The 16,044-nt window shown below is 51.4% G+C and carries 12 protein-coding genes; 9 read left to right on the plus strand and 3 right to left on the minus strand.

Translation table 11 applies throughout. The features are described from left to right. The first annotated feature begins 43 nt into the window (after nucleotides 1-43). The 4 genes from EHT25_RS12430 to EHT25_RS12440 all read left to right on the plus strand — a co-directional run bounded on the left by EHT25_RS12430 (nucleotide 44) and on the right by EHT25_RS12440 (nucleotide 3,018). On the plus strand, nucleotides 44-1,060 hold the full coding sequence (locus EHT25_RS12430; protein WP_124874905.1) for a sterol desaturase family protein: 1,017 nt from the start codon (nucleotides 44-46) through the stop codon (nucleotides 1,058-1,060). Between the two features lie 252 nt (nucleotides 1,061-1,312). Continuing rightward, a complete protein-coding gene (locus EHT25_RS33350) occupies nucleotides 1,313-1,627 on the plus strand; it encodes a PfkB family carbohydrate kinase (RefSeq protein WP_310588748.1) in 315 nt (104 codons plus the stop codon). Beyond that, nucleotides 1,624-1,890, plus strand: coding sequence for a PfkB family carbohydrate kinase (locus tag EHT25_RS33355; RefSeq protein WP_310588753.1), 267 nt, complete (start codon nucleotides 1,624-1,626; stop codon nucleotides 1,888-1,890). The genes EHT25_RS33350 and EHT25_RS33355 overlap by 4 nt, the downstream gene beginning before the upstream one ends. Before the next feature lie 219 nt (nucleotides 1,891-2,109). After that, nucleotides 2,110-3,018, plus strand: a complete 909-nt coding sequence (locus EHT25_RS12440) for an FKBP-type peptidyl-prolyl cis-trans isomerase (RefSeq protein ID WP_124874907.1) — start codon at nucleotides 2,110-2,112, stop codon at nucleotides 3,016-3,018. A gap of 189 nt (nucleotides 3,019-3,207) precedes the next feature. Here EHT25_RS12440 and uvrA read toward each other — a convergent pair whose 3' ends face one another. Together uvrA and EHT25_RS12450 are read right to left on the minus strand one after the other, a co-directional pair. Continuing rightward, the gene (uvrA, locus tag EHT25_RS12445) at nucleotides 3,208-6,105 is read right to left on the minus strand and encodes an excinuclease ABC subunit UvrA (protein WP_124874909.1); all 2,898 of its coding nucleotides are present in this window, start codon (nucleotides 6,103-6,105) and stop codon (nucleotides 3,208-3,210) included. Between the two features lie 139 nt (nucleotides 6,106-6,244). Further along, on the minus strand, nucleotides 6,245-7,339 hold the full coding sequence (locus EHT25_RS12450; protein WP_124874911.1) for a ferredoxin--NADP reductase: 1,095 nt from the start codon (nucleotides 7,337-7,339) through the stop codon (nucleotides 6,245-6,247). Between the two features lie 137 nt (nucleotides 7,340-7,476). On the opposite strand from EHT25_RS12450, the gene EHT25_RS12455 reads away from it, so the two are divergent. From EHT25_RS12455 to EHT25_RS12470, 4 genes are all read left to right on the plus strand, one after another. Further along, nucleotides 7,477-9,405 carry a hypothetical protein gene (locus tag EHT25_RS12455; protein WP_124874913.1) on the plus strand — a complete coding sequence of 643 codons (1,929 nt, stop codon included), beginning with the start codon at nucleotides 7,477-7,479 and terminating at the stop codon, nucleotides 9,403-9,405. Between the two features lie 94 nt (nucleotides 9,406-9,499). Further along, a complete protein-coding gene (locus EHT25_RS12460) occupies nucleotides 9,500-9,865 on the plus strand; it encodes a BlaI/MecI/CopY family transcriptional regulator (protein ID WP_124874915.1) in 366 nt (121 codons plus the stop codon). A gap of 1 nt (nucleotide 9,866) precedes the next feature. After that, nucleotides 9,867-11,018 carry a M56 family metallopeptidase gene (locus EHT25_RS12465; protein ID WP_124874917.1) on the plus strand — a complete coding sequence of 384 codons (1,152 nt, stop codon included), beginning with the start codon at nucleotides 9,867-9,869 and terminating at the stop codon, nucleotides 11,016-11,018. Between the two features lie 92 nt (nucleotides 11,019-11,110). Beyond that, entirely contained in the window at nucleotides 11,111-12,262 is a 1,152-nt protein-coding gene (locus tag EHT25_RS12470; RefSeq protein ID WP_221622270.1) for a peroxiredoxin family protein, read from the plus strand. Between the two features lie 516 nt (nucleotides 12,263-12,778). On the opposite strand, the gene EHT25_RS12475 is transcribed toward EHT25_RS12470, so the two are convergent. Beyond that, nucleotides 12,779-14,290 carry a choice-of-anchor I family protein gene (locus EHT25_RS12475; RefSeq protein ID WP_185731347.1) on the minus strand — a complete coding sequence of 504 codons (1,512 nt, stop codon included), beginning with the start codon at nucleotides 14,288-14,290 and terminating at the stop codon, nucleotides 12,779-12,781. A gap of 204 nt (nucleotides 14,291-14,494) precedes the next feature. On the opposite strand from EHT25_RS12475, the gene EHT25_RS12480 reads away from it, so the two are divergent. After that, nucleotides 14,495-15,808, plus strand: coding sequence for an esterase-like activity of phytase family protein (locus EHT25_RS12480; RefSeq protein ID WP_124874921.1), 1,314 nt, complete (start codon nucleotides 14,495-14,497; stop codon nucleotides 15,806-15,808). Nucleotides 15,809-16,044: the final 236 nt, after the last annotated feature.

Below are 16,044 nucleotides of genomic sequence, written 5' to 3' on the forward strand. Positions count from 1 at the left end.
ACCAATGCAGTAATTTGTAATGTATTTACCGTAACACAGAAAAATGATCGGATTTAGGGAGTCTTTGCTGTTGATGCTCTCCACACCTCTGTACGTGCTCATTATCGGCGCAGAGATGTTGTTGAGCTATTACCAGCATCGCTCATACTACTCGGTTAAAGGAATCCTCCAGAATTGTTACCTGACTGTGCTCAATATGAGCGTCGATTTACTGGTTCGGGGGTTTTATGTGGGCGTTCTGGTGTGGGTTTATCAATACCGCCTGACAGAAATCACGATGCCCTGGCTGTACTGGCTGACGCTCCTGATTCTGGAAGATTTTGCCTTTTACTGGCTGCACCGGGTCGATCATTTCTGCCGACTGTTCTGGGCGGTGCACGTCACGCACCACTCTTCGGAAGAATTTAATCTGACGGTCGGCTTCCGCTCTTCGGTGCTTCAACCGGTTTACCGGTTTATCTATTTTATTCCCATCGCGTTGTTGGGTTTCCGGGCCGAAGACATCGTGTTTATGTATTCGGCGACCCAGATTTACGGTATCATCGTTCATACCCAATACGTTAAACGACTCGGTTTTCTGGAATGGTTTCTGGTAACGCCCTCGCACCACCGGGTTCACCACGCTTCGAACGTCCGTTACCTCGACCGGAATATGGGCATGATGCTCATCATCTGGGATCGTCTGTTTGGCACGTTTGCCGAGGAAGAACCGACCGACCCCGTCCGCTACGGATTGACCACCAACATTACCGATCACTCGCCCGCTAATCTGGTTTTTCACGAATGGAAAAAACTGGTGGACGACCTTCGTATACCGGGGCCGTTCGGCCAGAAGATAAAATACCTGCTGGCCCCGCCCGGCTGGAGTCACGATGGCCACAGCCTGACCGCCGACGAAATGCGCCAGCAACTGGGGATTGGAATTGAAACGGATGCCTCTGACGCTGACCTTCAGGTCATTGGCGAATTACAACCCATTCAGGATCTGAGCGGTGTTGGCAAGCTCCAATCGACTTCTGCCGAATCACCGGTTTCTCATCCGGATCGTCGTTCCGTTTAAAACCGTTCAAATTTTCCCGTTCGTTCAGCCTGTAGATTTGCATCAATTCAAGGTATATTTGGGCTTCAGGCGATTCCTAAACTCCGATGACTGCAACAATCTGCGTCGTCGGCAGTTCAAATACCGGTATGGTGCTGAAAACCGATCGACTACCGGTACCCGGCGAAACGGTGATTGGCAGCACATTCCTGATGGATCCCGGTCGCTCATCAGGCCGTTGCAGCCGCCCGTCTGGGCGCTTCCGTGGTTTTTGTGGGGAAAGTTGGCAACGACATTTTCGGCCAGCAGGCTCTGTCGCAGTTTCAGCGCGAAGGCATCAATACCTCCTTTGTCTTTACCGATCCGAAAAATCCGTCCGGGGTGGCGCTCATCAACGTCGATGCTGCGGGCGAAAACTGCATTGCAGTAGCACCCGGCTCCAACGGAAATCTGAGAACCGATGAAGTGGAACAGGCCATCGATGCCCTGACGGATTCGTCTCTTGTGCTGATTCACCTGGAAATTCCGCTGCCCACCGTCGAACGCGCCAGCCGGCAGCGTTACGAAAAGGACTGCGGGTCATTCTGAACCCGGCACCTGCCCAACCGCTTTCTCCCACTCTTTTTCAATATCTCTACCTGCTCACACCCAACGAAACCGAAGCGGAGTTGCTGACCGGTATTCGGGTGACCGGTATAGCGACGGCCGAAAATGCCGCTTGGCAGTTCCACGAAGCCGGTGTTCCGAATGTCGTGATTACGCTCGGTGCCTATCTGCACACGAATACCGTGGCCCGCCTGATTCCGGCCCCAGCCGTCACGGCGGTAGATTCCACCGCTGCGGGCAATTGAATTGTTTCAATGGCGCTCTGGCGGTGGCCTTTGCCTGTAAAGCGGCTGTTCTTTCGGTAACCCGCATGGGCGCTCAGCGTCGATGCCGGATCGGAATGGGGTAGATGAACTTAACCTAGGTCTACTTTGTCAACTATAGCCAGCCTATTTCCCGGCGGTTACAACGGTTTGCCAATCAGTGGGATCGTTGGGTATTGATAACCTTTAATTACCAGCAAGATGAAATTCCACCCATTCTATCTTTACATTTTCCTGTATCTGGCCGTCAGTGCCTGTAAGAATAATTTCAATGATCCGAGCGCTGGAGCGGCCGAAAAAAACGACCAACAAATTAAAGATTACCTCAGTGCCAATCAGCTGCTAAACAAAGTGACGCCTACGTCTACCGGTTTGTATTATGCATTTTCGGATACCACCTCTACACGAAATAAAAGAGCGCAGCTGAACGAAGAAATTGAATTCAATTTCACTTTGTCGTACATCGATGGCAATAAAACAATTTTGGTGGACAGCGCTAATCAAACCAAATCGGTTTATTCGCCTTTTGTTAGAGGTGTCGTTGTCCTTGGGCTTGAAGAAGGACTTTTGTTGATGAAAGAAGGTCAGCGGGCCCTGTTTTTTATGCCTTCTAACCTGGCATTTGGGCAGGGCAGTTCCAAAATTCCAGAATATGTTCCCGTAGTCTTTAATGTCAAGCTACACCACTCCCGGACGGAAACCGAGCAAATTATGGACTATGCTGCCATTAAAAAGCTCGGACGTCCTACGCTTAAAGCATTCGTCGAAGGCTCTAAAGATAGTGTCTGGGTCTACAGGTTAACCCAGGGTACCGGACCCAAAGTCACATCAGGCAAAACTGTCACCGTTGCCTACTCTGCGCAAACCTTGCGCGGAAAAACTCCCTTTGAAACGCAAACCGCCAGGGAAATCAGTGTGGGAGTGAGGCAGGCTACGGTAGTTGCCGGTTTACTGAACGGGCTGTCCCAACTCAATGTCGGTGACAAGGCTTTACTGGTTTTTGCGTCCTCGCTTGGCTATGGAACACAAGGGATTGTCGACAAGACAACCTACACGGTCACCCCATACTCACCCCTGGCGTACGATGTGACGGTTACTTCAGTAAAATAACCGGTTGGGTGCCAAAATTCTCCCGTCAAGACACTGGTTTTCATGCAAGCCCAATCATTAACTCAATACGAAAGGCCATCAGCATTGAAACCGCATAACTGAAAGACAGGTTGTTAAATGCAAATAACCGGATGAGCTACGGTTTAACTCGTGAGCTTATCCGGTTATCTTCCTGAACCAAAAATCGTTTCACCGTTTTCCACCAGCCGCTAGCTCCGCGGCCAGAAACTTCCCGGTATAGCTGCCTTTCACCTTCGCGACTTTCTCCGGCGGGCCTTCCGCGACGATAGTACCGCCTTTGTTGCCACCTTCCGGACCCATATCGATGAGGTGGTCGGAAACCTTGATGACATCCAGGTTGTGTTCGATGATCAAAACCGTATTGCCTTTATCCGCCAGCTTGTTCAGCACATCCAGCAAATGCGCAATGTCCTGAAAATGAAGGCCGGTGGTGGGTTCATCGAGGATGTACATGGTTTTTCCCGTATCCTTCTTCGACAGTTCCTCCGCCAGTTTCACCCGTTGCGCTTCCCCGCCGGATAGCGTCGTGGCGTGTTGGCCGAGCGTGATATACCCTAACCCAACGTCGTTCAGCGTCTGCACTTTGCGCAAAATTTTCGGCTGACTCGCAAAAAACTCCAGTGACTGTTCGACGGTCATGTCCAGCACGTCGGCAATGGATTTCCCTTTGAAACGCACTTCCAGCGTTTCGCGGTTGAAGCGTTTGCCCTTGCAGGTTTCGCACATGACGTGAACGTCCGGCAAAAACTCCATTTCGATTTTCTTCATCCCCGCACCTTCGCACTCTTCGCAGCGGCCACCCTTGACATTGAATGAAAACCGCCCCGGTTTGTAGCCCCGAATCTTGGCTTCGGGCAGTTCGGCAAACAGCGTACGGATGTCGGAAAACATGCCGGTATACGTCGCCGGATTGGAACGGGGTGTCCGGCCGATGGGTGACTGATCCACCTCGATCACCTTGTCCAGGTGCTCCAGTCCCTCGACCGATTTGAACGGCAGAGCCTCGCGTTTCGACTTATAAAAATGCTTGTTCAAAACCGGAAACAGCGTTTCGTGAATCAGCGACGATTTGCCGCTGCCCGACACACCCGTAATGCAAACCATCTGACCCAGCGGCAACTTCATGGTCACGTTCTTTAGATTATGGCCCGTTGCTCCTTTGATAATCAGTTGATTCCCGTTGCCTTTCCGCCGTTCTTTCGGCACTTCAATCGCCCGGCGACCGCTCAGATAAGCCGCCGTGGTGCTGCCGTTTTTCAGAAATTGTTCGGGTGTTCCGGAGCCCACCACCTGACCACCGTGCCGCCCGGCCCCGGGCCCGATGTCCAGAATGAAGTCGGATTCGAGCATCATGTCTTTATCGTGTTCAACGACCAAAACCGTATTGCCCAAATCGCGCAGATTTTTGAGCGAATCGATCAGTTTGACGTTGTCACGCTGGTGCAAACCGATGCTGGGTTCGTCCATAATATACAGAACACCAACAAGTTGCGTGCCGATCTGTGTAGCCAGCCGGATGCGTTGGGCTTCTCCGCCGGAGAGCGTTCGCAAAGGCCGGTCGAGCATCAAATAATCCAGCCCGATGTCCAGCAAAAAACCGATCCGCTTCCGGATTTCTTTCAGAATCTCCTTGGCAATCACGTTCTGCCGGTTCGACAGGCGATTCTCCAGACCCATCATCCAGTCTGCCAGTTCCGAAATATCCATTCGCGCCAGCTCGGAAATGTTTTTGCCATCCATCCGAAACCACAGCGATTCCTTTTTCAAGCGTGCCCCTTCACATTCCGGGCAGGTTTTGATGACCGTAAAATCCTTCAGCCACTCCTGAATTTTGTCGGAGCGACCGGCCGAATCGGCGCTTTCCTGCTGGCGTTTCAGAAAGGTGATGACGCCTTCGAACTTGAAATTGTAATAATCCTGCCCCGGAAATTTCTTCGACGGCATCGTCGCTTCGTCTTCGGTGCCATACAGCAGTGCGTGCAGCAGATCGGCCGGGTATTTTTCAACCGGGGTAGTCAGGCTGAGTTTGTATTTTTTTAGAATGACTTCGATTTCCCGGAAAAACCAGAGTTCGCGGTATTCGCCCAGTGGAGCAATCGCTCCCCGGCTGATACTGAGTGACTTGTCTGGAATAACCGATTCTTCCGTGATTTCTTCGATAAGCCCCAAACCGTTGCAAACCGGGCAGGCTCCGTAGGGCGAATTGAACGAAAACGTGTTGGGTGACGGCTCATCGTAGCTGATGCCCGATTCGGGGTCCATCAGATTCTGGGAGAAATACGTCAACTGTTTTTTCTCATCCAGAATCTGCATGGCGCCTTTTCCCTGTTTCAATGCCGTCTGCACCGACTGGCTCAGGCGATACCGGTCTTCCGGTTTGGGCACAATCCGGTCGATTACAATCTCCACATCGTGGACTTTATACCGGTCGAGCTGCATTTTTGGCACAATGTCCACCACTTCGCCGTCGACGCGTACTTTGGCGTAGCCTAGCTTGGCAATCTGAACGAAGAGTTCGCGGTAATGTCCTTTCCGACCCCGCACGATGGGCGCCAGCAAGGTCAGTTTTTTGCCGGAATAGTGCGTCAGAATGGTGTCAATGATCTGATCCTGCGACTGGCGCTCCATTTTCCGGCCCGTCACGTACGAAAACGCTTCTCCGGCGCGGGCGTAGAGCAGACGTAGAAAGTCGTAAATTTCGGTGGTGGTTCCAACCGTCGAACGCGGATTTTTGGAGGTGGTTTTTTGCTCGATGGAAATAACCGGGCTCAATCCGTTGATTTTATCGACGTCGGGTCGTTCCATATTACCGATAAACGAGCGGGCGTAGGCCGAAAAGCTCTCCATGTACCGGCGTTGTCCTTCGGCATAAATGGTATCGAACGCCAGCGACGATTTGCCGCTGCCGCTAATTCCCGTCACCACCACCAGTTTGTTGCGGGGAATGGTAACATCAATATTTTTCAGGTTGTGTTCGCGGGCGCCTAATACCTCAATCTGTTCGTAGCCCGTCAGGTCAATGTCAGTAAGCCCGGCAGCGCGGGCGGGGGTGTTGTTTTCGGTCACGTTGTGATAGCCTTATTCTTAAATCTAACAGAAAATTGGGGCGTGAAGTTTCGGAGAGGTTAAAGTAAAATAAGCGGGTTTGTACAAACCGGTTTTGCCTGCGATTTGCCGTTGACAGGGTCTTCGACCACTGACAGGGTTAGGCTTCCAGGATTAAGCCTTCCGATGCCGGGTAACCGGTACAGGTCAGCACCCAGCCGTTGTTGAGGTCGCGTTCGGTCAGTACATCGTTGATCGTCATGTGAACTTCGCCCGCTTTCAGCCGAACCGCGCAGCTCGAACACCGTCCGCCTTTGCAGCTATACGGCAAGTGAACGCCGTGATCCAGAGCCGCTTGCAGAATGGATTTGTAAGCCGGAACGTCGATGTCGTATTCGGTTCCCCGAAACCGCAGCAGAATCCGGTGATCTTTGGCCAGTTCCGGCGGTGGGGTTCGCGTGACGGGTTCGATGACAAAATTTTCTTTTTTGATCGCATCCAGCCGGATACCGGCGTAAATCAGGGTAATCTGTACCATCCGCATAAACGCAAACGGCCCGCAAATGTACCAGCGCGCGGCATCCCGCTCAAATCGGGTCAATTCCGGCAGCATGTTTTCCAGCAGCCAATTGTTCAGTCGTCCCCGACGAATATTGCCCGCTTTCCGCCAGTTGTCCGACGGCTGACTGAGCAAATGGATCAATTGAAACCGGTCGGGATGCTGTTGTTGCAACGCTTCGAGTTGGGTATGAAAAATAATAGTTCGTTCACTGGTATTGCAATCCAGCAGCGTAACGTGGCTTTTCGGCTCATCGCGCAAAACCTGTTTCAGAATACCGAACAGGGGCGAAATACCGCTTCCGGCACCGATCAGCACAATATCCCGTTGCTGGTCGGGAGCGGTTTCCAGCGTAAACCGGCCGGCCGGCGGTAAGCTGGTGAGGATATCGCCAATGTGCAGATGATCGAGTAAATGACGGGAAATTTCGCCGTTCTCAACCCGTTTGATGGTCAGACTCAAGGGTTCAGCCGGTTTTTCGGGCGAATCGTTGCCCGGCGAAGCGTCGCCCGGTGTTGAACTCAGCGAATACGACCGGCGGACTTCGTGGCCCAGGTGATGAAACAAAAGTGTCAGAAATTGCCCGGCCTGGTACGGAATCGATTGCCCGTCAGTGGGCTGCAAAAGAAGCGTCTTGGTGTCGTGCGTTTCCCGAATTATTTCGGATACCTGAAGCTGGATCAATTCCTCGTTCATGCGGGCTGATTAACTTTGTACTACTGTCTGCAAACTTTCCGTTATAGTTAACGAACTTTGCATTTCAAAAACCATTAACGCAAAGTTCGTTAACTTAACGGAAAGAACATCCGATTTTGAAGCTGAACCGCAGTTGCATGAATAAATTTACGTTGTTGAGTATCGTTGTGGGGATCGTTGGCATCATCACCATCGGAGCGTCGGGAGGGGGGCGGAAAGCCGGTCGGCAAACCGCTTTGGCTGATACCCTGATTATAATCCGGAAAGATTCGCTCTATGAAAAATTCCTGAAAGATAGCGCTTATAAGGCTATGTTTCAGCGTGATACCACCATGCGGATCGACACGGCGGCCCTGCGGGCGCAAGCGGATAGCCACAAAGTGGCCCTGCCCGAAGTACTGACCGGAGAATTGAACGGCCTGGCAGTTTGCGCCGGATCGCCGGTTTCGGTGCCCTACACTTCGTCGGGAGGGCGGTTTTCACCCGATAATAAATTTGTGCTGCAACTGGTCGATGCCAGCGGAAAAGTGACGAACCTGAGCGAACCCACTAAAGCGGGACCTTTCGGCAACGGGACGCTGGCGGGTGTTATTCCTGTGACGACGGCGGCTGGCAGCCGCTATAGTTTGCGGGTTGCGTCCACCAATCCGGTGGTGAACGGCACGGCGCAATCGCTCCGGGTTTTGCCCGTTCCGGGTGCGCGAATCGAACTGCCCGACGGCAGTAACGCGGTGACGGTTTTGCCCGGTCAACCCGCTACGTTTCGCGTGGCGCTGAGCGGTCACGGGCCGTGGTCCTTTGTGTTGTCGGATGGAACGAAAGTGCAGAATACCATGACGACGCCGTATGAAATAACCGTAACACCGGAGAAACCAACGATTTACAAAGTCGTGAACGTCAGCGGCCCCTGCGGAAGCGGAGCGGTTTCGGGTGAAATCATTGTCAATGTTAACGAAAATCCAAACCCGGAAATCACGCTGAAAGCACCGAACGGCGGCTATCGGATTTGTACCGGAACGCCCTTTCAGGTGGCTTTTACGGCAACCGGAAGATACCAGGCTGGGAACGGGTTTGTGGCCCAGCTCGCCGATTCAACGGAGAATTGGACAACCATTTCCGGCTCCGGCACCGCCAGCCCACTGACGGCGCGGCTGCCTTACGGGATTTCCCCCAAAGGGGCTTATAAAATTCGGGTGGTGGCGACACTCCCGGCCATCAGCAGCAACAGCGAAAATCTGGCCGTGGCGGCTCAGGCCGTAGCGGTTTTGCGGAACGATACCATCAAAATTGAGGAAGGGAAAACCGCCGAACTGAACATCGACTTCGGCGGGGGCGGACCGTGGTTCGTGTTGCTGACCGACGGAACCTACGAAAATAACATCACCAGAAGCCCGCATACAATTCGTGTAACGCCGAACAATCCGACGGGGTACGCCATCACGTCGGCGGGTGGTGCCTGCGGGGTCGGGGAGTACAGCGGGCGGGCCTTTGTGAAAGTGAACATTCCGCCATCGACCATCACCACCGGCAATCTGTCGGCCCGAACGATTTGCCACGGTGCCGAAATTACCGTTCCGTTTACGACCGCCGGGCGGTTTTACGCCAACAACAAGTACGTTGTGCAGGTGGCCGACACCAGCGGGCGGTTTGTCAATCTGGCAACGACGTACAAGGATGGCGTTCTGAAAGCCACCATCACACCGGCTTACCTGAAAGACACCCTCAATACCGTCCGGCTGCGCGTAGCTTCGACCAGCCCGGCAGTGGCTGGTTCCGAAACGACGATTAAAATTCTGGCTCCCAACGTCAGCCAGGCCATTGTGGCAGGGGAGGGCACTATCCGGCCCGGCCAGACCTCCAAAGTGCGGGTGGCGTTCAAAAACGGGCTGCCGCCCTGGTCGTTTGTTTTGTCCGACGGTACACAGGTGAACGGAACGTTTCTCAATCCGTACATACTGACGGTGGCCCCCACCAGTTCGGCGGAATACACGATTACGTCCTTAAAAAGCTCCTGTGGGGTCGGGATACCGATGGGCAGTGCCCGGGTGACAGTGGAGCGAAATTAGGCGGTTTTCTTCTCCGACGTCTGCTTTTTTTATTTATCACTTGATTTATAAATGTCTACGAAATATTCGTAGATTTACGAAAAAATCGTAGATCGTGAATAAGCTAACCACGCAGGAAGAAGAAGCGATGCTGGTCATCTGGAAAAATAAAGGCAGTTTCGTCAAAGATTTTCTGGATCAACTGCCCGAACCGCGCCCGCCGTATACGACATTGGCATCCACCATTCGCAATCTGGAGCGCAAAGGATACCTTAAAAGCGAAAAGTTGGGAAATACATATCGTTATGAGCCGCTGATTAGCGAAGAAGAGTATAAGAAAGGGTTCATGAGCGGTTTTGTGAGCGATTATTTCAGGAACTCCTTTAAAGAACTGGTGGCATTTTTTGCCGAAGACAAAAAGATTAGCGCCGATGAATTGAAAGAGATTATCGATCTGATTGAAAAACGAAAACCCAGCTAATATGCCTGCCGTTTTTGTATACCTACTTCAGGCCAGTATGGCCCTATTGCTCTTCTTTTTGGTGTACCGGGTGGTTCTGGCGCGACTGACGTTTTTTACCCTAAACCGCCTTTTTCTGGTTTTGGGACTTATTTCCTCGCTACTTTATCCGCTGGTCGATCTGGCCCCGTTTGTCAGTGAAAATGAGAGCCTGATCCGCCCGATTCAAGTACCGATTGACTGGAAAATGACGACACCTGTATTGCAGCAGGCCGCTTCCTGGAATGGCTGGGACGGGCTGTTGATCCTGTTCTGGTTCGGCGTTGCCGTGATGACGTTGCGGCTGGTGGTGCAGTTACTGTCGCTCTATCGCATCCACATGAGTACGCAACGGGTGACGTACAATGGGTTTCGTTTCCGGGCGGTTAGCGACGATTTGAACCCGTTTTCGTTCTGGCAAGCCATTTATTTAAACCCGGCAAAGCATTCGGAGGAAGAACGTGGTTCGATTCTGCAACATGAGCAAATCCACGTTACAGAATGGCATACACTAGACGTATTGCTGGTGGAAGTATGTACGGTTTTTTTCTGGTTTAATCCGGTGAGCTGGTTTTTGAAACAGGCCATCAAAGAAAATCTGGAATTCAGGGTCGATCAGCAGATACTACGGCGTGGATTCGACTCTAAAAACTATCAATATATGCTGGTGCGTATCAGCGGTTTGCGAGTGACTTTATCAACTAATTTCACCGAACTGATCATCAAAAAACGGATTGAAATGATGAACCGAAAACCGTCTTCGCGCCGGTTTATAGGGAGCTACGGTCTTCTGCTGGTAATCCTGATCATGCTGATGCTTCCAAAAATACCGGACGCATCGGTGAATCCGCCGAGAAAAATGACAACGCTTGCCGGAAACTTTTCAATCCATACCACGAACGCGTTCGCGGTGATCGATACGCCCAACGGGACACAGAATCTGATTAGAAAAATCCAACTTAAAAGCCGAAAAGCCGGGACCGAACCGCCGACCGAACTGATTCTCTTTTCGAAAAACAGCGAAGGCCGAGGCATGGATGTATACGTGAAACTAAAGGACGGTCAGATTGAACAGATCAAAATTCTGGCACTGGCTTCTCCCCATTTTTCCGCAAACTCCTCCAAAAAACGCTGACTAGTTTGAAATAAGCGTTTCCATCACTTCCCCATTTTTTTCCACTCTTACAACTGACGCCGATGAAATCATTGATTTCTATGACTCTTGCCATGTCCTTTTTTCTGGTATTATACACGAAAACGCCCGGTTTTGCCCAGTCAGGAACCGTTTCGGCGGAGGATGTCCTCCGCAAAACGTCGCAAAAACTGAGCAGCCAGAAAACGCTCCGGTACCGGTACCGCCGAGAGCTTAATTACTTTTCGGAGGGAATCCACCACGAGATGAGCGGAAATTGCTACCTGGATTTTAGCTCATCAGACCCGGTTTTAGGCGTTCTATACCAGTTCAGCAATCCGGATCTGTTTGCTATCTTCAATGGCACGGAGCAGTTTCAATGCAACCGCAAAAGTCGGATGATGCAACTAAACGTTAAACCAAACCGCCCGGATTTTGAATCGCTTTCCTTCTTCTACAACTCACCGGTTACGTTCCGAACCGCGTTACCACTGATTCTTTCGGATGCGTCGGTTCCCAAAGCCGTGGCGGATACCCTGGTCGGTACGACGCCATTTTACGCAGTAGTCTTCGCCCTGAAACAGAAAGTGATGGGTTATTTGGGAACTTACAGGCCGATTACGCAGGAGCGGACGATCCGGTATCGCCTGCTGATCAATAAAGCGACGGATCTGCCCGTTGAAGTGATTGAATCCAATAGTAGCAATCAGGATTTCACGAAAGTCAGTTTTCAGTATCTCGACGCGAAAGATTCGCCCGCCGACTCTTCCTGGTATTATTCAAGCTACCTGAACGAATATACAATAGCAAAACCGGAAGCTGAAAAAAGTCAACTGATTTCGTACGGCCAAATCGCGCCGGACTGGACCTTGCCGGTTTTTGACGCCACCGAAACGGCTACTTTAAATCAATGTAGGGGAAAGGTGGTCTTGCTTGATTTCTGGATACGGAATTGCGGTTTTTGCGTAGCGTCAGTGCCAGAACTGAACGCGCTTTATACACAATATAAAAACAAAAACTTTGAATTGCTTGGCCTTAATCCACACGATTCAAAGGAAGTTATTGCGGTTTTTAAACAGAAAATACAACCAAATTATCCATTGTTGTATGATGCCCGGAACGTCGCAAAACGCTACGGTATTGGTGTTTTTCCCGTCGTCGTATTGCTCGATAAAACCGGGAAAGTGCTTTATTCTGGTGAATTCAGGCGGGGAAACTTGGCGAAACTGATTGAGGAAAATTTGTAATGGCTGTGTCCCAATTCCTATTCGCGTTGATCTGCGTATTACCTAAACTACATACACAGATTAACATTGAAATTTCGACGGCTTACTAAGGGTTCGCTGGAAGTTATTCGCCAACACTTTTTAAAACTTGCTGAATAAGAGCGTCTGATAAGCGAAATTTAAGACGTCATCACAAGTGTTCAGAGGCCGTCGGGAATTGCGCAAAAACCGCATTCGTCAGCACGACGAACAGGCTGAATAAAAGGCGGTTTTTCAGATCAGCTGGAACGTTGAGATGAAGCACAAAATGACCGGCGTTACAATTAACTGGCAAGGTACGCAGGAACGGATAAATTGTATTTTAAGAAATTGTTAATGAGTGGGTTAAGGCCACAAGGCAGCACAAAGGCGACTCGTTCTGCACGCCTTTGTGCTGCCTTGTGGCCCGTTTATTTTCCTTTCAGCTTAGCGGTTTTCAGATTTACGAAGTCGGTAACAGACTCCGGGTTGAACCGAAAACGGTAAACCGAAAACCGCCTACCATTTATCCGGCTGGTAAATCTTGACGGTTCCGTCGCCTTCGCTGCTGACCACCAGCATGCTCCGTCCGTTGGGGCTGTTTTCTGGTGATACAAACAGAACCCCTTCCGGCGCATCACCGGTTTTGAAAAGTTGCAGGAATTGCGGAGCCGTCGGATTGCTGAGATCGTAGATGGCAATGGCATCCGCCCGTTCCATCCCGACAAACCCGATGGGTTTCCCGTTAATTGTGCCGACTGTAACGCCTTCCGGTTCAACGCCTTTGTCGTCCGAACGCGAATCGTCGTACAGATTCAGGCCGGAGGCAATGACCTGCTCTTCCAGACTTTTGCCGGAATCATAGACCCGCGCACCGGTGGCGGCATTGTAGATGCTGAAACCCCGACCGCCAAAACCGTACAGCGTATTGTAAACGCCCCCGCTGTTTCCGGCGGTTTTGGTGATCCGCAAACGGCCCAGATTAGCGGGTAATTTCAAGTCCGCTGCGGTTGGAAAAACCGTACCATCCAATGTCAGACTTCCGACCCGCACCTGCTCGTCGAAAGCCGTGTATTCGCGGGCATCTCCTTCGTTGGCCGTAATCAGATAGCCGTTGCCCCCGGCTGAAAAATACGAGATGGCGTCGGGCAGGAAAAAAGATTTGACGGGCCAGGTCGCCAGACTGATTTTACTGTCCTGATCGCTGGGGTCCATCGCATTGTTCGCCAGGCTGATATCTTTGGTTCCCAAGGGGTTGATTCCCAGAATGGTTCCGGCCTCCAGATTAACCTCGGCAATACCGTTGTTTTCCTGAAGCGTTACCCACGCCTTTTTTGAATTGGACGAAATGGCGACGTATTCCGGCTCGATGTCCTGCGCAAAGCTGGCGCCCGGACCGTAGACCCGAAAACCGCCAGCCGCCAGGGTCGACAGAGAACCGGCAAACGCATCGAACGTGAGCGTTTTCACACTGTAATTGTCAGCCACGTTGATGATCGAAATAGAACCCACCGGGTCGCTGGTATAAGCAGGATTGGGTTCGCCTTCATTGGCCGTCACGATGTACTTGCCATCGGGGCTGAACGTAATCATGTCGGGCAAAGCACCCACCGTAACCTGTTTAATTAGTGCCAACGTGCTGGCGTCGACCACAATGATACTGCCGTTGGCCTGCTTGTTAGTGGCTTCCAGCGCAATGGCCAGTTTGCCGCCGAAAACCGCTACGCTGTTGGCAACCCCGCCCATCGAGGAGAGGTCGATGGGAGTTAATTTGGTCACCGTCGGATACGCCGTCAAATCCAGAATGTCGACTTTGGGCGTCGCTTCGTTGTTGACCACAAACAGGCGTTTGCTGATGGGGTCATAAGCGGCAATCTCTGCGGAGGCTTCCCCACCCAAATCCATTGAGGCAATTTCCCGGAAGGTGGCGGGGTTTTCCTGTGACAAACCGGGACGTTCGTGGTCGTTGATACAGGCGTTTGCCAATAAGGCTACCAGGGCCAATGCGATTGGCCATTTGATTCGAATCATGCTAGTGTTGGGAGAGGATGAAAGCGCAAAAGTAACCGTCTGCCGGACTTGAAATGGCGCCGTGCTGAAGCTTAATAATTATTTAAAAATCTGATAATCTGCACGTTGAAGAATTAATGTTCAGGTAATAAAACGGCTTGATCGGTTACATTCGGGTAATACGGGGTGATTTAGTTTTGTGTTTTAAAACCCTGTTTCTGATCTATGAACCGAATTTCTATAGCCTCATCCATGGCCATGCTGGGGATTTGTGCGAGTGGTTTGCTCGTCACTTCCTGCTACGATCACCTGCTGCCGTCCGTTTCTTATCCGGCCTTTTCTGAAGCTTCCGATCCCAAAACATTAGCCGTTTCGCCAAACCAGACGGTTATTTACAACGGCGGTTTTGGATCGGCCATTGCCGCCGACCCGAACGATCCCAACGTTTTTTACCTCCTGACCGACCGCGGCCCGAATGCCGCCGGATCAGCCTCCGGTTCCATCATTTTCGGGAAAGCTGATTTTACGCCCCAGATCGGAAAATTCCGCGTCGACGGCGGCAAGCTGACGCTGGAAGAAACGATTCTGCTTAAAAACGCGGCCGGTCAGGTGTTGACCGGTTTACCTAATCCGAGTGGCGAGGGCAGTACCGGCGAAACCGCCTATGACCTGCTGGGTCAGTCATTGGGAACCAGCGCCGACGGTCTGGATTCGGAAGGGCTGGTGCGGGATTCGGACGGTACGTTTTGGGTGAGCGACGAATACGGTCCGCACATTGTGCATTTTGATGCGACTGGCAAAACCATCGAGCGCATCAATCCGTTCGGAACCGGAACCGGTGGCCGGAAGTTGCCGCTGGTGTTGGCTCGTCGTCGAGCCAACCGGGGAATGGAAGGGTTGACGATTACGCCCGACGGAAAAACGCTGGTGGGTCTGATGCAATCCCCGCTCTATAATCCGTCGTCGGGGGCGGTTTCGGGCTCACTGGTTTTGCGGGTTCTGACTTTCGATATAGTAACGGGCGCGACCAAACAATACGTCTATTTGATGGAAAACGCGAGCCTGACGGGTTGCAGCGAAATCGCGGCCATTACCAACACGACGTTTCTGGCGTTGGAGCGCGATGGTAATTACGGAGGTAATTCAGTCAATCCGGCAACGTTTAAAAAGGTCTTCAAATTTGATCTGGCTGGTGCAACGGATATTTCCGATCCGGCGAATGGGGCGGGTGGTATGCTTTACAATTCCAAAACCGTCGAAGAATTGAAGGATAAAGCCGGTTTGCAGAGCGCGGGCATTGTTCCGGTAACCAAAACGCTGGTTTTTGATTTACTAACGGGCATTTCACCGGTTTATCCGCACGACAAAGCCGAAGGTATTGCGCTGATCGGGAACAACATCCTGGCGATTTCCAACGACGATGATTTCGGCGTAGTCGATAACGGAGCCAATGGCTTTATGGCCAAGATTCTGCCCGCGACGAGCACTGTCGATAAAAACCGGATTTACTTCGTGACCTTGCCGACGCCTTTGCGGTAAGGTCGTTGCAGTTTATTAGCAGCGATCCATACACTTTTTTGCTTTTTGTATACCGTCTTGAGTTTTATCATTATTTAATTGACTTCGAGCAGGTTGTGATGGAAACCACAACCTGTTTTGTTTATTATCCCGTTATTTTATGTGTACCAAAAGTGGTACAATGGTTACAAATTGGTAATAAACTGATAACACCGGTTTCGAGTAGATGCGCTCTCTTTGCAGCTGGAAAAATCGTC

Origin of the sequence: Larkinella rosea (assembly GCF_003858635.1) — a bacterium.
GTDB lineage: Bacteria > Bacteroidota > Bacteroidia > Cytophagales > Spirosomataceae > Larkinella > Larkinella rosea.